The organism is Bradyrhizobium sp. LTSP849 (genome assembly GCF_000938255.1).
Lineage (GTDB): Bacteria > Pseudomonadota > Alphaproteobacteria > Rhizobiales > Xanthobacteraceae > Bradyrhizobium.
Window position 1 is genome coordinate 84,229 of record NZ_JYMR01000034.1, and the last position, 17,491, is coordinate 101,719.

The 17,491-nt window shown below is 62.6% G+C and carries 19 protein-coding genes and 1 tRNA gene; 6 read left to right on the top strand and 14 right to left on the bottom strand.

From position 1 onward, the window contains the following. Positions 1 to 162: 162 nt before the first annotated feature. Complete coding sequence (locus UB31_RS21650) at positions 163 to 2,667, bottom strand: tetratricopeptide repeat protein (protein WP_050044811.1); 2,505 nt, start codon at positions 2,665 to 2,667, stop codon at positions 163 to 165. Between UB31_RS21650 and UB31_RS21655 the strand changes: the two genes are divergently transcribed. Both UB31_RS21655 and UB31_RS21660 read left to right on the top strand, forming a co-directional pair. Beyond that, positions 2,623 to 3,186 carry a hypothetical protein gene (locus tag UB31_RS21655; RefSeq protein ID WP_045012332.1) on the top strand — a complete coding sequence of 188 codons (564 nt, stop codon included), beginning with the start codon at positions 2,623 to 2,625 and terminating at the stop codon, positions 3,184 to 3,186. The genes UB31_RS21650 and UB31_RS21655 overlap by 45 nt on opposite strands. Positions 3,187 to 3,208: 22 nt before the next feature. Further along, a tRNA-Ser gene (locus tag UB31_RS21660) sits at positions 3,209 to 3,301 on the top strand. A gap of 297 nt (positions 3,302 to 3,598) precedes the next feature. Here the strand turns inward: UB31_RS21660 and UB31_RS21665 are convergent. From UB31_RS21665 to UB31_RS21680, 3 genes are all read right to left on the bottom strand, one after another. After that, positions 3,599 to 3,865: a hypothetical protein gene (locus UB31_RS21665; protein ID WP_045008010.1), complete on the bottom strand. Its 267-nt coding sequence runs from the start codon at positions 3,863 to 3,865 to the stop codon at positions 3,599 to 3,601. A gap of 1,463 nt (positions 3,866 to 5,328) precedes the next feature. Beyond that, positions 5,329 to 6,813 (bottom strand): Asp-tRNA(Asn)/Glu-tRNA(Gln) amidotransferase subunit GatB, encoded by a 1,485-nt coding sequence (gene gatB, locus UB31_RS21675; protein ID WP_045012333.1) that lies wholly within the window; start codon positions 6,811 to 6,813, stop codon positions 5,329 to 5,331. Positions 6,814 to 6,922: 109 nt separating this feature from the next. After that, the gene (locus UB31_RS21680; RefSeq protein ID WP_082078584.1) at positions 6,923 to 8,305 is read right to left on the bottom strand and encodes a patatin-like phospholipase family protein; all 1,383 of its coding nucleotides are present in this window, start codon (positions 8,303 to 8,305) and stop codon (positions 6,923 to 6,925) included. A gap of 158 nt (positions 8,306 to 8,463) precedes the next feature. Between UB31_RS21680 and UB31_RS41580 the strand changes: the two genes are divergently transcribed. After that, complete coding sequence (locus tag UB31_RS41580) at positions 8,464 to 8,604, top strand: hypothetical protein (RefSeq protein ID WP_156163411.1); 141 nt, start codon at positions 8,464 to 8,466, stop codon at positions 8,602 to 8,604. A gap of 24 nt (positions 8,605 to 8,628) precedes the next feature. Here UB31_RS41580 and UB31_RS21685 read toward each other — a convergent pair whose 3' ends face one another. From UB31_RS21685 to UB31_RS21715, 8 genes are all read right to left on the bottom strand, one after another. Beyond that, a complete protein-coding gene (locus UB31_RS21685) occupies positions 8,629 to 9,309 on the bottom strand; it encodes an FkbM family methyltransferase (RefSeq protein WP_245306041.1) in 681 nt (226 codons plus the stop codon). Beyond that, positions 9,300 to 9,512, bottom strand: a complete 213-nt coding sequence (locus UB31_RS42615; RefSeq protein WP_245305619.1) for a hypothetical protein — start codon at positions 9,510 to 9,512, stop codon at positions 9,300 to 9,302. Before UB31_RS42615 ends, UB31_RS21685 begins: the two co-directional genes overlap by 10 nt. Beyond that, entirely contained in the window at positions 9,509 to 9,814 is a 306-nt protein-coding gene (locus tag UB31_RS21690; RefSeq protein ID WP_156163412.1) for a hypothetical protein, read from the bottom strand. The genes UB31_RS42615 and UB31_RS21690 overlap by 4 nt, the downstream gene beginning before the upstream one ends. Beyond that, a complete protein-coding gene (gene gatA, locus UB31_RS21695; RefSeq protein WP_045008014.1) occupies positions 9,805 to 11,280 on the bottom strand; it encodes an Asp-tRNA(Asn)/Glu-tRNA(Gln) amidotransferase subunit GatA in 1,476 nt (491 codons plus the stop codon). Before gatA ends, UB31_RS21690 begins: the two co-directional genes overlap by 10 nt. Continuing rightward, complete coding sequence (locus UB31_RS21700) at positions 11,277 to 11,492, bottom strand: hypothetical protein (RefSeq protein WP_014494728.1); 216 nt, start codon at positions 11,490 to 11,492, stop codon at positions 11,277 to 11,279. The genes gatA and UB31_RS21700 overlap by 4 nt, the downstream gene beginning before the upstream one ends. A gap of 83 nt (positions 11,493 to 11,575) precedes the next feature. Further along, positions 11,576 to 11,863 (bottom strand): Asp-tRNA(Asn)/Glu-tRNA(Gln) amidotransferase subunit GatC, encoded by a 288-nt coding sequence (gatC, locus tag UB31_RS21705; protein WP_008548395.1) that lies wholly within the window; start codon positions 11,861 to 11,863, stop codon positions 11,576 to 11,578. Positions 11,864 to 11,939: 76 nt separating this feature from the next. Beyond that, positions 11,940 to 13,016, bottom strand: a complete 1,077-nt coding sequence (locus UB31_RS21710) for an NAD(P)H-dependent flavin oxidoreductase (RefSeq protein WP_045012335.1) — start codon at positions 13,014 to 13,016, stop codon at positions 11,940 to 11,942. A gap of 18 nt (positions 13,017 to 13,034) precedes the next feature. Next, positions 13,035 to 14,054, bottom strand: a complete 1,020-nt coding sequence (locus UB31_RS21715) for an NAD(P)H-dependent flavin oxidoreductase (RefSeq protein WP_082078583.1) — start codon at positions 14,052 to 14,054, stop codon at positions 13,035 to 13,037. Positions 14,055 to 14,107: 53 nt separating this feature from the next. On the opposite strand from UB31_RS21715, the gene UB31_RS21720 reads away from it, so the two are divergent. Beyond that, on the top strand, positions 14,108 to 14,998 hold the full coding sequence (locus tag UB31_RS21720) for a LysR family transcriptional regulator (protein ID WP_045008017.1): 891 nt from the start codon (positions 14,108 to 14,110) through the stop codon (positions 14,996 to 14,998). On the opposite strand, the gene UB31_RS21725 is transcribed toward UB31_RS21720, so the two are convergent. Then, entirely contained in the window at positions 14,985 to 15,200 is a 216-nt protein-coding gene (locus tag UB31_RS21725; protein ID WP_045008018.1) for a hypothetical protein, read from the bottom strand. The two genes, UB31_RS21720 and UB31_RS21725, sit on opposite strands and share 14 nt — an antisense overlap. Positions 15,201 to 15,245: 45 nt before the next feature. Here UB31_RS21725 and ruvX point away from each other — a divergent pair, with 45 nt between their 5' ends. Both ruvX and UB31_RS21735 read left to right on the top strand, forming a co-directional pair. Then, a complete protein-coding gene (gene ruvX, locus UB31_RS21730; RefSeq protein WP_045012337.1) occupies positions 15,246 to 15,737 on the top strand; it encodes a Holliday junction resolvase RuvX in 492 nt (163 codons plus the stop codon). A gap of 3 nt (positions 15,738 to 15,740) precedes the next feature. Then, positions 15,741 to 16,670: an AEC family transporter gene (locus UB31_RS21735; protein WP_045012338.1), complete on the top strand. Its 930-nt coding sequence runs from the start codon at positions 15,741 to 15,743 to the stop codon at positions 16,668 to 16,670. Here UB31_RS21735 and UB31_RS21740 read toward each other — a convergent pair. Continuing rightward, positions 16,667 to 17,425 (bottom strand): CPBP family intramembrane glutamic endopeptidase, encoded by a 759-nt coding sequence (locus tag UB31_RS21740; protein ID WP_050044812.1) that lies wholly within the window; start codon positions 17,423 to 17,425, stop codon positions 16,667 to 16,669. The two genes, UB31_RS21735 and UB31_RS21740, sit on opposite strands and share 4 nt — an antisense overlap. Positions 17,426 to 17,491: the final 66 nt, after the last annotated feature.

A 17,491-nucleotide genomic window follows, 5' to 3' on the forward strand; every position in this document is an offset into this window, starting at 1 on the left:
AATCGCCGAGGGACTCACCGGCGCCCGCCACCGCCCGGAGAATCGACTGATCCGGACGCGAGGAGAGCCGCAGTTTCGCTTCCCGGGGATCAACGCGACCGGTTTGTCGTCCCCTCCCCGACACGGAACAAGCCGCTTACGAACTGATGGCCTGCCGGATGCTCACCGGAGAGCTTGAATGTCGATATGATCCGGCGGCAATCCGGTCTGATGGCGCTGATGCATTGCCTCGTAGGCCGCCTCGAGGTGTCTCGTATAAAGTGCCGCATCAAACAGCGGCGTCGTCAGACGGTTCCTTTGCAGCCTCTCGCGAATGCCCTGGAGCTTCTGCCTGTCGCGCGCCAGATCGATTGCGAGCGCTTCATATTCCTCGCGCGTTCGCGTGATCAATTCAGGCAAGCCAACTGCGTTGAGCAAGCTCGCCGCGACGCGGCCTGCGAAGCTATTTCCAATTTGTGTGACGACGGGCAGCCCAGCCCACAGCGCATCACTCGCTGTCGTGTGCGCGTTGTAGGGCAGCGTATCCAGGAAAAGGTCGGCAAGGCGATGCCGCGCCAAATGGTCGGCCGACGATGAAACGCGCTTTGCAAACACTAGCCGATCCGGATCGATGCCCGCCTCTTTGGCTTCCTTTCGCAAATTCGATTTTGCGATTTCTCCGATATCGGACAACCAAAGGACCGACTGCCCGACGCTCCTCAAGATGTTCAGCCAGCAGCCAAAGACCGATCGATTGATCTTGTAGGCGTTGTTGAAACAGCAAAACACCGTCCATTCCGGCCGCAGATCGTGATCAGCCCGATCGGGCAGCACTTCGCCGATCGCGGGCCCATTGTTGTCGCGCGGCATGAAGCTGCCGGGCAACCGGACGACTTTCTCTTCAAAGAACTGACTGTTCGAATCCGGCAGCACGATTTGATCGGCAATGATGTAATTCGACAGTTCCTTGCTCCCGAGGGTTCCCGCGAACCCGAGGTAATTGACGACGATCGGAGCGGGGCTGGATGCGAATAGCGGCAGCCTGGCATTCTGTGTGTGACCGGCAAGGTCGACAAGAATATCGATCTGCGCTTCGCTGATCGCCTCCAGGACTTCACTGTCGCTCTTGTGCTCGCAATCGATAAAGCGATGAAAGGACCCTTCCAGTCGCTTGCGCAGATCGCTGTCATCGCCCGGACCGATCGAGAAGGCGTATGTCTCAAATCGACGAGCGTCGTGTTTCTCAAAAACCCCAGCAGTCAGATACCCGACCGGATGCTCACGTAAATCCGGTGAAACATATCCGATCCGAATCCTGTCGTGCTGATGGGGTACGCCTCTTGAACCTGCCCTTGAGGATTGCGGGAGCTTTGCAGCCACCCATGCCCTGGCGCATCGCAGGTGATCATCAGGCGAATCCGTCAATGACAGCAACGCAAAGGGAGAGCTATTGGCCTTCCCGGCCCGTATTGCAGCCGTCAAATGTCCGATCTCTTCGTCGAGATTCTCCCAATTGCAAAGATTCATCTTTGCATAGAGACGCAACCCCTCGATGCCCTCCAGGTCAGGCCTGATCGATACTGCCTTGTCATAAGCGGCAAGCGCTCCATCATAGCGCATGAGATCGGTGAAAACATTGCCTCGCCCGACCCACGCTCCATCCAGATCGGACTTGAACGACAGTGCCTTGTCGAAGGCAGCGAGAGCCTCCTCATAGCGCTTGAGACCCCACAATACGTTGCCTCGACCGAGCCATGCCTCTGCCAGATCCGGCTTGATCGACAGCGCCCTGTCATAAGCGGCAAACGCCCCATCATGACGCTCGAGCTCGGTAAAGACATTGCCGCGGCCAAGCCACGCTTCTGCAAGGTCAGGCCTGATCGACAGCGCCTTGTCAAAAGCGGCAAATGCTTCGTCGTAACGTTTGAGATCGCAGAGCACGTTGCCTCGACCAAGCCACGCATTCTCCAAACCAGGCTTGATCGATAGCGCCTTGTCGTATGCAGCCAGTGCCTCGTCATAGCGCTTGAGACTCCAGAACACATTGCCCCGGGCAACCCACGCACCCTCGACATCGGGCTTGATCGACAGTGCCTTGTCGTACGCAGCCAATGCCTCGTCATGGCGCTTGAGATCAGCGAGAACGTCACCTCGACCGACCCATGCCTCCTCGAAAGCAGGCTTGGCCGACAGCGCCTTGTCGTATGTCGCAAACGCTTCGTCATAGCGCTTCAGATTGCGGAAAACATTCCCGCGACCAAGCCACGCAATCTCCAGGTCAGGCTTGAGCGACAACGCCTTATCGTAGGCAACGAGGGCGTCCTCGTAGCGCTTGAGCTTCTCGAGGCAATTGCCCTTGCTTGAATATGCGTCGGCAAAGTTCGGATTGAAGGCAATCGCCTTGTCGAACTGGTCAATCGCCTCCGGATAGTTCCTCGAGAATTCGGCGAGTATCGAACCCCTGTTGTGGTACGACAGGGGATTGCGCGGATTGACCGCCAATGCGCGCGTAAAATATGCGAGCGCCTCTTGCGGTCGGTTCAGGGCTTTGAGCGCGTATCCATAATTGCTGAGCGCTTCGTCACTGCTTCCATTCAGGGCGACAGCCGCCTTGAGATGGACTTCGGCCTCCGAAAATCGACCTTGGACGAGCTTGACGACACCGAGGAGATGCTCGACCTCGAACACGTTCCTGGCCGCTTTTGCGATCTGCTGCAGTATTCTTTCCGCTTTGACCAGATCCTTGGCCTGAAAGGCTTCGACGGCACGTCGAAATTTGGTCTGCAGTTCACCGCCAAGCCCATTCCTCCCTCAGATCATCCGGTCAAATACCGCAACCGGTTCGGCGACGCCACAAAGCCGAGTTTGGCTTGTGGGAGCAGTTGGCAGCAGCTTGGTTACGCGCGGCAGCCCTTATGCCCCGGCCATCCGCAAGCCCATAGTACTGAACTACCCATCATATCTTGCAGCGCAAAGCGAGGGCAGCAGGAAAAATTCAACAAATTCAACCGCTTGATTCGATCGAGATACCGTCCTCTGGGGAGCCATCCTTGTCGTCCGTGCCAGACGTTTCAGTTCTGGGCCCACTGTTTCGGCATCAAGTCCTCAACCGGAAGGCAAATCGTCTCTATTGGCGCGCATGACTGCGGAAATCGTTGGGAATATTCGAGCGAAAACACACGCTTCGAAATTGACCAGCCCAAGTAATTAGATGCATAAGGCTCGCACCGGAGAGGTGGCCGAGTGGCTGAAGGCAACGCTTTGCTAAAGCGTCATACGGTCTCAAGCTGTATCGAGGGTTCGAATCCCTCCCTCTCCGCCACCCCACCCGCAGAATCAAGGTCTCGGCGTTCTTTCGCGTGAAAGCGATCGTGAAGCCGGCGCGACAGCCTGGCGCAAGGATCCGCACGGCTGAACTCGGCCCGATTCGCGCTCTCTTTATATATGTGTGCCCGCATCCGGCGGCAGGAATGCCATATCGGCACGCCTCGCCCGTTCCCCGGGTCATTCTTGTCAGTGTCGCTCCTACCGCGCGGGTCTAGTGGCGGCCCGACGCAGGAACTTGCCTTGGAGCAACCGGATCGCCCCGTACAACACAGGGCCCGATGCGATTGTCAGCTCAGTGCGTGGAGACCCACGCCCTCGCGTCGCGCTGCGCGGCCGAGATTTCGGCGTCCGACATCTGCCCGGCCACTTCCTGGCGCAACGTGACGGCGTCCTTGCGGCCCTTCAGCGCGGCAAGGTTGAACCATTTATGCGCGGCGACGAGATCGACGAGGCCGGAACGACCGCTCGCCCAATACATCCCGCGCTCGAACAGCACGTCAGACAGCGCGCCCGCGTCGATCGCCGTCGCCGTCTCCAGATCGAAAGTACCCTGAAACACAACGCATCCCCTTTTTCTTATGCCGCCTCGTCCCCCGAGCGCGGCTCCCGTCCAATTGACTGTTCAACTCATCCCCGAGTCTTCTTGCCCATGCCGTTTGCCGGCTTGTTGGAGGTGATGATGGCGGGCAAATTTGAATGGCAGTTTAAGTATCGCGATGAAGCAGACGTAAACGCGCGGGCGCAACGTTCGCGAAAGGAATGCAAGAAGCTGCCGTTTTCCAAGCACTTCTGCGATTCGTCAGATTTGGTTTACCGTGAGATTTTCGGACTACGATAACCATCGCGCGTTGTAGCGGGCGCGTTGTGGCGTCGCCCGCGCCCACGCATTGTCGTTCCAGAGACCCCAGTCATCCATCGCGCGGCGAACAGGAGCCCCCGGTCGGAACGGTGACGGCAACGCAAACGGGAAATGGGGCGCGGGCGCTGCGTACGACAAAGCCGCAGCCCTCGCCTGCCTCAAGGCAGCGCGGCCACGTCACGGTCAGATCAGAAATGTTGGGAAAGAAATGCCGGCAATGCCCCGGCCTCAGGGAACGAGGGCGTCGGCGAACACGTCAGGACCAGATTCCACTTTGACCGCGAGGCTACTCGTGAAATTGCAGAGCCGGAGAACCGGAGCCGCACCGAACGAAGAAAACTTGTTTCTTCTGCCGGACCGGACTTTGGCGAGCGAACCCGCGAAAGAGAACGATCCGACCGTTGACCTGATGTCTCGCCGACACCCTCTATCGTCGACCAGAACCTGCTAAGAGGCGCTGATGACGTGCCGGCTCTCTAGGAGCCGGCAACTTCAGAAGCGAAGTTACTTCTTCTTCTTGGCGACCTTGCGGGTCTTCTTCGCAGTCTTCTTCACTGCGCTCTTCGCCTTCTTCGCCTTCTTTGCTTTCTTGGCCATGTTGCCCTCCGATGTGTGAGATGGCTTTAATCGCTGCGTACATTCGGGGATCGAATGCACTCACCCCGAATACACCAACACGACGAAAAAAACATCTTCTCACTTAAGGAAGTGTTGACGCAGCGGAGCGCGTGCGCTTGGCGAGCGCGACGCAAGTGGTCGGAGAGACATGCGCTCGCGATCACGCAGAGTGGTCGCAGCATCGATCTCGGCAAGGCCGGTGACTGCAAAGAAACTCTATGCAGCAAGTATTATTCTGCACTTGCGCATTGCGCATGATCAACGCGGTGACGTGCGTCGCGGTTTGCTCGATCGCGTCATGGAAGCGTTTCGCGGACTCTGAGTCGCAGGTTTTGGCAACGAAAATATTTTCATGCTTAACGGCGCGAGCGCTCGCCAAAGCGCGTGCAAGCCGCCGTTTCGCGCGAATCGCGTGACGGCGATTCGGTCGTCGCTGCGTGGCTCAGATGGGATGATGTTGGCCATCGATGACGGACGCGCGCGTCGCATCGCGAGCTGAAGCGAGGTGACGGAACGTATCCGTCACCTCATTCGAACGCGCGACGTCAGATGCCGAGCTTGGACTTGAGCAGATCGTTGACGCTCTGCGGGTTGGCCTTGCCGCCGGACGCCTTCATCACCTGGCCGACGAACCAGCCGAGCGACTGCGGCTTGTCCTTGACCTGCGCAGCCTTGTCGGGATTGGCCGCGATGATGTCGTCGACGACCTTCTCGATCGCCGAGAGGTCGGTGACCTGCTTCATGCCGCGGCTTTCGACCAGCGCGCGGGGATCGCCGCCCTCTTGCCAAACGATCTCGAACAGATCCTTGGCGATCTTGCCGGAAATCGTGCCCTCGCCGATCAGGTCGATGATCCCTGAGAGCTGCCCGGCATTGACTGGAGAGTCCGTAATATCCCGGCCTTCCTTGTTGAGACGGCCGAACAATTCGTTGATCACCCAGTTCGCCGCCATCTTGCCGTCACGGGCGCGGTTGGCGAGCTTGTCGAGCACGGTCTCGTAGAACACCGCGCTTTCGCGCTCGGCGACCAGCACGCTCGCGTCATAGGCCGACAGGCCGAAGTCGGCGACGAAACGCGTCATCTTCTGGTCCGGCAGCTCGGGCAGCTCCGCTTTCAGCTCGTCGACGAAAGCCTGAGAGAACTCCAGCGGCAGCAGATCGGGATCAGGGAAGTAGCGGTAGTCGTGCGCCTCTTCCTTGGACCGCATTGACCGCGTCTCGCCCTTGTTGGGATCGTAGAGCCGCGTCTCCTGGTCGATCGCGCCGCCGTCCTCCAAAATTTCGATCTGGCGCCGCGCCTCGTACTCGATCGCCTGGCCGATGAAGGTGATCGAGTTCATGTTCTTGATCTCACAGCGGGTGCCGAGCGGCCCGCCGGGCTTGCGCACGGAGACGTTGACGTCGGCGCGCAACGACCCCTTCTCCATGTCGCCGTCGCAGGTGCCGAGATAGCGCAGGATCGAGCGCAGCTTGGTCACATAGGCCTTGGCCTGCTCGGCATCGCGGATGTCCGGTTTTGATACGATCTCCATCAGCGCCACGCCGGAGCGGTTGAGGTCGACATAGGTCATGGTCGGCGACTGATCGTGCAGCAACTTGCCGGCATCCTGCTCAAGATGCAGGCGCTCGATGCCGATCGCCGCAGTCCTACCACCGTCGAGCTCGACGATCACCTCGCCCTCGCCGACGATCGGCGACTTATACTGGCTGATCTGGTAGCCCTGCGGCAGGTCCGGATAGAAATAGTTTTTCCGGTCGAACACCGAACGCAGATTGATTTTTGCGTTGAGCCCGAGCCCGGTCCGGACAGCCTGCCTGACGCACTCTTCGTTGATGACGGGCAGCATGCCTGGCATCGCCGCGTCGACCAGCGACACATGCGAATTCGGCTCGCCGCCAAACGCAGTGGAGGCGCCCGAGAACAATTTGGAGCTCGACGTCACCTGCGCATGGATCTCCATGCCGATAACCACCTCCCAGTCGCCGGTGGCGCCCTTGAGAAGCTTGTGCGGTGTGACTGACACGTTCATCGATCCGGCTTCCGAACCATTCAAATGTGGGATGGTTGGGCTTCGCGCAACGGCTGGCGCCAGTCAAGCCGAAGAAATCGACATTCTGGTGGTCAACAGCCCCCCGCGGTCAAAGCCCGCGGCGAAACGCCTGGTAGGGCTTGCTCTGGCGCAGCGCGTCGGCGCCGCCTTCGATCAGGAGATCGACCTGGTCCGCCGGCAGCGAGAACCGCGTCGGGATCGTATTGAGGATGCCGGCACGCGCAGGCCCAAGCTGCTCGAAATTCACCCGATCGATGAAGAAACTGACGTCGTTGCAGCGCCAATTATTGCCGACCCCGAGACGGGCACGGTCCGCCGCGGACAGGCTGCATCGCCAGCGTCTGATCTTCCCCACCCAGTCATTGGCCAGGCCGGTGAATGCCGCGTAACTCGATCGCACGCCAGCATCGATGGCGGTGTCGGCTGCCGCCGACACCAGTTCGATGCCGCTTGGCCCTTCGACCCGCTGCGCGAAGTCGCCGGAGATACCCCGCCCGGCATCGACGAGAAGGAACATGATCCGCCGCACCTTCACGGCCTGGCGCTCGTTCATCGGCTCGAACGGGCGCTGCGCCGCGAGCATCCCGATGCTGAAACCGGACAGGCCATAATTGTCGACGAGGCCGCCGTCGAGCAGCTTCACATAGCGCATCGAGCCATCGTGATAGCGGGCGTTGGCTTCCGCAAACGACCGCAACAACGGCTGCGCATTCGGATCGCGGCGTGCACGTTCGATCCAGTCCGGCAGTTGCGTTGCGCAGCCGCCGGGATAGGTCTCGAGCACGATCGGTGCAAAGGCAAGCGGTACCGCTGCGGACGCTGCAACCGCCTCAGCGATGCGATAAGACCGGATATCGCTGCACAGCGCGTCAAAAGTGGTCTTCCCGAACACGAATGGCGTGCGGTTGTAGATGTCGGACGCATTGATCCAGACCCGTGGGCGCCGGTCTTCGCGAAAAATATCGAACCGCGCGCCATCGAACAGGTTTCGATCGAGCCAGTCGGTAAACTGGCTGTCGTTGACGCCACCGCCGAGTGCGCGCCCGATATTGCCAAGCGAAACGCGGGTATTGAGACCTTCCTCGGCGTTCCGCAGCAGGAAACGCTCGCGAAAATCCGCAATCGCAGCGCGCTGCTTGAGGCCGAAATAGGCTGCCGTAACCGATCCGCCGGAGACGCCGGAAACGAAGTCCACCCGGTCAAGCAGCGTTTTCGCGCGATCGGAGCCGACGCGAGACCGATCGAGTTCGGTCAGCACCCCAAAGGAGAAGGCCGCGGCACGCATGCCGCCGCCGGAGAACGACAACCCCAGCAGCAGATCGTCCGCGTAAGTCTGAACTTCTCGCCCAAAATCATTGTCGGCCAACGCTTCGCCGAGCGGAGCGTTGCCCGGCAAATTGTAGACCGTCGCACATCCCGCCAATAACCCCGCGAACGCAGCGGCCAACCCGGCAAGGACCCACCCCCGCATCTTCAACGCTTGCACCCGAATGTCCCGTCGCAGGCCCCACCCTGTCACCGCCAGTCTATCATGCTCAAAGGTGGCATCGGCATGACCCCGAGGCCAGAGCCCATACAGGGTTAACGAGGCAAAAGCGCGGACAGCAGCGCCCGCGCCGTGCGTAGCTAGTGGCGGCTCCGCCAAAAGTGTTCAACGCCAAGGCGCTGATCGCCCAGTTGGAGCCGCTCATCAAGGCCGAGCGCTGCAATCTCGGCAATGTCTGTCCGCATGTTCACGAATATCTGCTGCCGAAGGGAACGCTGCGATAGCGTCCCGCCAGGCATCAGATGCGCTCATGGCGTTCCTGGTCCGTTGGCTGCTCGCCTTTCGCCGGCTTCGAAAAACCCGTTGAGCAATCGAAGCACATCGGCCGGCCGGCGCAGCGCGATCTCGGGGCGGCCCATCATCTCGATCTCTCCGAACAGCGCGTCGACCTCCGGCGAGGAGGCAAACACGAAGCCGTCGAACGACGTGCTCTGGTCCTCGAAATCGCTGGAGATCTCGACGCGGTAGCCTTTCGCCTTGAGACGATCGACGACCTCGTAATGGAGGGCCTGCGAATGGGTTGCGATGAAGAGAAAATCGACGCGGCGCTTGGTCAGCACGCTCTCGGCGCCTTGCAACATCTCGACCTCGAACCCCTGGATATCGGCATGCAAGATGTCGAGACGCCTGATCTTCCTGTCCCTGAAGAAGGCGTCGACCTCGAATTTGCCATTGCCGACGAAGGCCTTGATGAACTCGCCCTTCAGTCCGTTGCGCGCGAAATTATCCTGACCGGTCTTCAAGCAGGCGGGGTCCGGCTCGACTAGGATGACGTCTGCCTTAGACCGCATCTTCTTGAGCCACATGGAATAGTGGCCCCAATAGGCGCCGAGCTCGATCATCGCGGGCGCTTCGCCCAGCCGCTTCAGCAATTCCTGAAAGACGTATTCTTCCAGCGGCTCGTGGACACCGCGATTGATCACAAGCACGCTGCTGAAGGGTCCGTAATACGCCCCGGGGCCGATACCGGGACCTTCAGGCCGTTATGCAGATAGACCTGATCGCCTTCGACATGGCCGGCCATCGGGACGCGTTCGATCAGGAGGTTGAGGGGATCGGAAACGATCTCGCGAAAACGGCCGAACAAGTCCTCCGGCTTCGCCTTCGGTCCCGTGAATCCAGGCTCGCTCATGCGGATGCACTCCCACCCAGCGTATCGACGATACGCTGCCATTCTGCTTCGAGCGAATCCGTTGCCACGGGTTGGCCAGCCTGGCGGTACCAGTAGCCGGCATTGCCGAGATCGCCCTCGACGCGGTGCAGATAGGCGTGCACCCAGGCGGCGTCGCGGCTGCTCTCGTCCTGGACGATCCTGTGCGCCTGGTCCCAGTCGCCCTTGGCGGCCCACCAGAGGCCGGCGAGCGGCGCGCTGAGATCCGGCGCCGGTGCTGCGCCGTCGAGGCTGGCGATATACGCCGCCAGGTTCACCACCACCTCGCGGGCGTGAAACGGCCGGCCGCCTGCTCGATCACCTCGCCGAGCGAGAACAACGCTTCTTCGTCAAAGGGACGACCGATCAGTTGCAGCCCGAGCGGCAGGCCTTGCGCATCCTTGCCCGCTGGCACGGCGATGCCCGGCAGCCCCGCCATGTTCACGGTCACCGTAAAAATGTCGTTGAGATACATCTCGACGGGGTCGGCGCCGCCCTTCTCGCCGATGCCGAAGGCGGCCGACGGCGTCGCGGGGGTGAGGATCGCGTCGACTCCCTTGGCGAAGCAATCCTCAAAGTCCTTCTTGATCAGCGTGCGGACTTTCTGGGCGCGCAAATAGTAGGCGTCGTAATAGCCGGCCGAGAGCACATAGGTGCCGATCATGACGCGGCGGCGCACTTCGGCACCGAAACCTTCGGCGCGGGTGTTCTCATACTGCTCGATGATGTTCTTGCCCTGCTCGCGCAGGCCGTAGCGGACGCCGTCATACCGCGCGAGGTTGGAGGACGCCTCCGCCGGCGCCACGATGTAATAGGCCGGCAGCGCGTACTTCGTGTGCGGCAGCGACACCTCGACAAGCTCGGCGCCGGCCGCCTTCAGCCAGGCCGCGCCCTCTTCCCAAAGCTTTTCGATCTCGGACGGCATGCCGTCGAGGCGATATTCCTTGGGGATACCGATCTTCATGCCCTTCACGGATTTGCCGATCGCGGCCTCGTAATCCGGCACGGGCATGTCGACCGAGGTCGTGTCCTTCGGATCGTGCCCGGCCATCGAGCGCAGCAGCATCGCCGCATCGCGCGTTGTGCGCGCGATCGGGCCAGCCTGGTCGAGCGAGGAGGCAAAGGCGACGATGCCCCAGCGCGAGCAGCGACCATAGGTCGGCTTGATACCGACGGTCGCGGTGAACGCCGCCGGCTGGCGGATCGAACCGCCGGTGTCGGTCGCGGTCGCGCCCATGCACAGCAGCGCCGCCACGGCCGAGGCCGAGCCGCCGGACGAGCCGCCCGGCACCAGCGTCGTGTTGCTTCCCTCACGCCGCCAGGGATTGCCGACGGGGCCGAAGCACGAGGTCTCGTTGGCCGAGCCCATCGCGAACTCGTCATTGTTGAGCTTGCCGAGCATCACGGCGCCGTCGCGCCAGAGCTGCGAGGTTATGGTGGACTCATAGGTCGGCACGAAATTGCCGAGGATCTTCGAGCACGCCGTGGTGCGCACTCCCTCGGTCGCAAAGAGATCCTTGATGCCGAGCGGGATGCCCGCGAGCGGACCGCCCTCACCCTTGGCGATCTTCTCGTCCACGGCCTTCGCCATGTCACGCGCGCGATCGGGCGTCTCCATCACGAAGGCATTGAGCACGCGCGCGGCTTCGATCGCGGACAGATGCGCGTCGGTCAGCTCGAGTGACGTGAAAGTCTTGGCCGCGAGGCCCTTGCGGGCCTCGGCGAGCGTCAGGGATGTCAAATCGGTCATTTATTGATCGGGCTACAGAAGAACGGAGACAGGGTCTTGTCGTTGGCCGGGTCGTCTTTTTTCTTGGCGGCGGCGTTCGCGGCCGCCTCGATCTCGTCGAGCACGGCATTGACGGCGACGTTGGGATCGGCGGCCTTGCCCTGCCGCTCCATCTTGTCGAGATAATTCATATAGGCCTGATAGGCCTTCTCATCGTCGCAAAGCATGCACATCGGACCACGTCCTAAGACTCTTTAGTTTGACGCGTTTTCTTTACGCGAACCGGCTTCCACTTCGCTCGAAAACGCTATGCAAGTTACTCAACGACTTTGGGCACGAGGAAGAAGTGCCCCTCGGTCGCAGGCGCGTTGGCAACGATATCGTCGGCGATCTCACCGTCGTTGACCACGTCCTGCCGCTTCTTCATCTGCATCGGGGTGACCGAGGTCATCGGCTCCACGCCCTCGACATTGACCTCCGAGAGCTGCTCGACAAAGGCGAGCATGGCGTTGAGCTCGCCCTGCAAGTGCGGAACTTCGTCCTCGGAAACCGCGATGCGCGCCAGATGCGCGATGCGGCGGACGGTAGCGGCGTCGACGGACATTATATAAGGCCTCTCACGGCAAAACCTATCCGCCGTATAGCAGAGGCCGCTTTTGCGCCGCAACCGGCGCTGGGAGCTATCCGGCCATCTGCCGCAACCGGTCCAGCGCCGATTTGGCGAGATCCCGGGTCAATTCGGCCGCCGGGACCTCACGGCCGAGGGCAATGGCCTGCCCGGCCCAGAGATTGGTGAAGTCCACGCGGCCTTGTTTCTCGGCTGCCGATTTCAGCGGCGCCAGGGCGGTTGCAGCATGGGGGAATGGCGGAGCATCGGGCGAGATCGGGCCGACCTCGCGGATCAGGCGGTTCTGAACCCCGCGCGCCGGCCGCCCGGTCATGACGTTGGTGATCACGGTGGAATCATCCCGCCCCTCTGCAAGCGCGGCGCGCCCCGCCGCCGTATGCGTCGATTCCGGACAGCGCAAATAGGCAGTGCCGATCTGCACGCCGGATGCGCCCAACGTGAAGGCCGCGGCAATGCCCCGCCCGTCAGCGATGCCGCCGGCTGCGATGACCGGCACCTTCACGGCGTCGACGATCTGCGGCAACAGGGCAAAGAGCCCGGGCTGCTCGGCTATCTTGTCGGTCAGGAACATGCCGCGATGGCCGCCCGCCTCCGCCCCTTGCGCAATGATGGCGTCGACGCCGCGCTGCTCCAGCCAGACCGCCTCCTTCACCGTCGTCGCCGAGGCGATCACGAGACAACCGGCCGCTTTGATACGGTCAAGCTGGGCCTTCTCCGGCAGGCCGAAATGGAAGCTCACGACCTCCGGCTTCACTTCCTCCACCACCGCGCAGGCCGCCGCATCGAACGGCGCCCGGTTGGCGGCGTTGACCGGGGCTGCCGGATCGAGGCCGTGCTCCTTGTAATAGCCCGCGAGGCGCTGCTTCCAACGCGCTTCCGCCGCGGCGGTGAGTTCGACCGGCGTGTGGCAGAAGAAGTTCAGATTGACGGGCGCAGACACGCGCTGGCGGATGATGTTGACCTGCTCGCGGATCTTCTCTCCCGACAGCATGGCGCACGGCAGCGAGCCGAGCGCGCCGCCCTGCGCTGCTGCAATCACCAGCTCCGCATCCATCACGCCGGCCATTGGCGCCAGCACGATCGGGAGTTCGGTCTTGAAGAGATCGATCAGTCGACGGTCGGGCCACATGGTGCTGTCTCTCTTGTTTCAGGCGAGCGATGCGATGGAATTGCGCCGGCCGGCGAGCAGCTGCTCGGCCTCAAGCGCAATCCGCTCGACGATCTCTGCCGCGGGCGGGATATCATGGATCAGGCCGACGGCCTCGCCGGCAAAGACGGCCGCGACCTCGAAATTTCCGGCAGCCCTGGCCGCCATATACTCTACCGCGATCTCGCCCGCGCGCTGCATCAGCTCGACCTCGCGGCCGGTCCAGCTCTTGATATGGTCATTGACCAGCGTGCGCGCGGTGAACGGAGCCGGCCAGAACAATTGTCGCGACCAATCGGGAACGACGCCGCGCACGGTGTCATTGCCATCAGCCGCGCGAATGCGCTGCTTTGCCTCTTCGGCGCCGTTGGCCTCGATACTTGCATAGAAACGGGTGCCGACCAGCACGCCGGATGCGCCCAACATCATCATCGCCGCAAGGCCGCGGCCATCGGCAATCCCGCCGGCCGCAACCACGGGCACATGCCCTGCCGCAAGATCGACGATCGCCGGAACGATATCGACGGTGGTGCGCGACGCGCCATGGCCGCCGGCTTCGGTGCCCTGCGCGATCAGGATCTCCGCACCGGCGTCGAGCGCCTGCTTCGCCATGTCCTCGCTCTGCACCTGGCAGATCAATCGCGCGCCGCGCGCTTTGATACGTGGCGCAAACGGCGCGGGGGCGCCGAACGACAGCATGATGGCTTGCGGACCCGCGTCCAGCGCGATGTCGAGAAGCTTTGGCTGCTTCGCCAGACTCCAGGTGATGAAGCCGATACCGAACGGTGCAAAGCCGCTGAGCTCTTTGGTCTCCGCCTCGAGCCGGGCCTGATCGCCGTAGCCACCACCCAGAATGCCGAAGCCGCCGGCCTCGCTGACCGCGCGGGTCAGCCGGCTGCCCGCAATCGTGTCCATCGGCGCCGACAGGATCGGATGCCTGATCCCGAGAAGCTCCGTCAGCGGCGTGGTGATCGGCATGGCTGCTCCACTCTCGACAGCCAGACTAGGCCGGAATAGCATTCTCGAAAATTGAATTCTAGCGAACGCTGCCATCACAAAAGCGAAACGAAGCCATGGAACTCAGCGACATCCAGACATTCGCCGCGGTCGCCCGCACCGGCGGCATCACCCGCGCCGCCGAAGAGCTCAACACGGTGCAATCCAACGTCACTCAGCGCGTCAAGGCTCTGGAGGCCGAGATCGGCACGCCGTTGTTCGAACGACATAGCCGCGGCATGACGCTCACCGGCGCGGGCAAAAGGCTTTTGCCTTACGCGCAAAGGATGGCCGCGTTGTCACGCGAGGCCGTGCTCGCGGCGCGTGACGATGGCGAGCCGAAGGGACCGCTCGCGATCGGCTCGATGGAGACCACCGCCGCGGTGCGGCTGCCGCCGCTGCTGGCCGATTTCCACCGCCGCTTCCCTTCCGTGCGCCTGAGCCTGCGAACGGCGACCACCGCCGATCTCGTCGCGGGCGTGCTCGACGGCACGTTCGACGGCGCCTTCGTCGCTGGTCCGATCGCGCATGCCGACCTCACCGCGACCAGCGCGTTCCGCGAAGAGCTGGTGCTGGTCAGCGCGCGGCGCTGGGGTTCGCTGGCCGAACTGCGCGCCGGCACGCCGGAGTCCGGCCCGACCGCGCTCGCGTTCCGCACCGGCTGCACCTATCGCCAGCGGCTCGAACAGATCTTTGTCGAGTTCGGCTGGCCGTCCGCGGCGCGCTTCGAGCTCGGCACGCTCGACGGCATGATCGGCTGCGTCGCGGCCGACATGGGCGTGACGCTGCTGCCGCGCACTGTCGTCGAGCGCAGCGCGATGAACGGCAGCGTCTCGATCCACGCGCTGAGCCCGTCACACGCGCGGGTCGAAACGCTGTTCATCCAGCGCCGCGCCGGCCATCAATACAGTGCGCTCAGCGGCTTTATCGCCTGCCTGAAGAAGGATGACGAAATCATCGCGGCCTGAGATGCCAGCGCCGCAGTGCAACGACGGCCCAGATCGCCTCGACCAGACCGAACGGCCAGGCGCCTTGCAGGAAGCCGTAGGCCGAGCCGAGCGCGCAGGACACCGCGAACAGCAGCACGAACCAGTGGCTGCGGTCCTCCATGGCATAGCAGACCAGCATGGCGGTGACGGCAAACAAGCCGAATAACGTCAGTGCATCCATGTTCCCGGTTCACTCCGCAGCGCGACGCGTGATATGCGCTAGACCGTGCCGGCTCTTATCCTGCCATTGATCGATGCTGCAACCCACTGGCCCGAACGCGGCGGGTTGGTCGGCCTTGATCTCGGCACCAAGACCATTGGCGTTGCCGTGTCCAATCCGGACCGGCGGTTAGCGACCGGCGTCGAGACCATCCAGCGCAAGGCATTCAAGCAGGATGCCGCCCGCCTGCTCGCGATCGCCACCGAGCGCAAGGCGGTCGGCTTCGTGCTCGGCCTGCCCATCAACATGGACGGCAGCGAGGGCCCCCGCGCGCAGTCGACCCGCGCCTTCGCCCGCAACCTTGCTGGCCTCACCGCGCTTCCGATCGGGCTGTGGGACGAACGGCTCTCGACCGCTGCGGTCGAGCGCGAGCTGATCGGCATGGATGTCAGCCGCGCCAAGCGCGCCGAGGTGATCGACGAGCACGCCGCGATCTTCATCCTGCAAGGCGCGCTCGACCGGCTCGCCAATCTTCGCGCGGCTTCGGAGAATGGCTGATCCATGGCCGTCGTGATCGCGGCACTGCTGCCGGTCTTCATCCTCATCGTGCTCGGCGTCGTGCTCAGGCACAGCCTGATGCGGCTGGACACGCAATGGCACGGGCTGGAGCGGCTGACCTATTTCGTGCTGTTTCCAATGCTGCTGATCCAGACGCTGGTGAAGGCCGATCTTTCCAAGGTGCCGGTGGCCGGCGTCGGCGGCGCGCTGCTGCTGTCGGCGCTCGCGATGTCGCTTCTCTGCCTCGCGCTACGGCCTGCCCTGGCGCGCCTCGACATCGACGGCCCCGCCTTCACCTCGATCTTCCAGGGCGCGACGCGCTGGCAGACCTATGTGGCGCTCTCGGTGTCCGCCAACATGTTCGGCGATGTCGGGCTGGCGCTGGCCTCCGTAGCGATGGTCGCGATCATTCCGCTGGTCAACGTGTTCAGCGTCGCGGTGCTGGCGCACTACGCATCGCCGGAGAAACAGTCCGCGCGCGCGATCGTCATGACGGTGATCCGCAATCCCCTGATCTGGGCCTGCGCCATCGGCCTCTTCATCAACGTCATCCATCTGCCGCTGCCAAAAATCTGGCACGAGGTCGCCGATGCGCTCGGCCGCTCCTCGCTCGCCATCGGCCTGCTTGTCACCGGCGCCGGCCTCCAGCTCAAGGGCCTGTTCCGCCCGAGCGTGAGTGCGACGATCGGCGTGGCGTTCAAGCTCGTGCTGATGCCTGTGCTCGCGCTGGTACTCGCCGCCTGGTTCGGCCTCTCCGGCGACAGCCTCGCGATCGTGGCGATCTGCGCGGCGGTGCCGACCTCGCCCAGCGCCTATGTGCTGGCCCGCCAGATGGGCGGCGATGCGCCGCTGCTGGCGCAGATCATCACGCTGCAAACGATTTTGGCGGCGATCACGATGCCGATCGCGATCGCGCTGGTGGCCGCGCGCTAGACGTACGGGCCTCCCAAGAAAATGATCGTCATGTTCATGCCCGAATGGAGCATGACCGGCAGCCAGGTGGAATTGGTTCGCAAGCGAAAATAGCCAAGCACAAGCCCAGTGACGAAAAGCAAGGAGCGATCATACCAGCCGTATTGCGTGTGATTGAGCGCCCATAGCGCGGCTGTGAGGACGATGGCGCCGAACGGACCGAGAAACGACTGAGACCAGCCTCGAAACATAAATCCTCGGAAGACGAACTCCTCCAGCACGGGCGCCGCAACACAATATCCTAACGCCAAAGTGAACAAGCCGGCGGCCCCTCCGACGACGAAGTCCGAATTGGCTCGAGGCCCCACGATTCCGAGCTTGATCGTGACAAAGGCTTCGACGGTGATCAGAATGATCATGATGCCGAACCCGCAGACCACCTCATCGCGACTTGGCCAAGTGAGCGCTAGATAGTCAGCGAAGTCTCGACCGGCCATCCGGATCGCGACCCAGAGCACCGCGATCGTGGCCGGTGTTCCCAGGATGATGCCGGAGGCCTGCCAGCGGCCCTGCACCCACACAGCCTGAAATTCGGCCGGAGGCAGGTTTTTTGCTCCACCATAAGCGACTAGCAAAACACTCAGTGCGAGGCCACCGGTCAGCGCAAACGCACCGTCAGCAATCAAGGCGACGAACAGGGTCTCCATGAAATCCCACGTCCGGGGCAGCCGGGTTGAGTCCGCCGCGGAGGGATCGGCATTTTCGAGATCGGACATGCGGGCTTTTCACGACAACTTCGCGGCGAAGGCAGGCTTAGGTTCCACCTAACCTACCTGAGCACC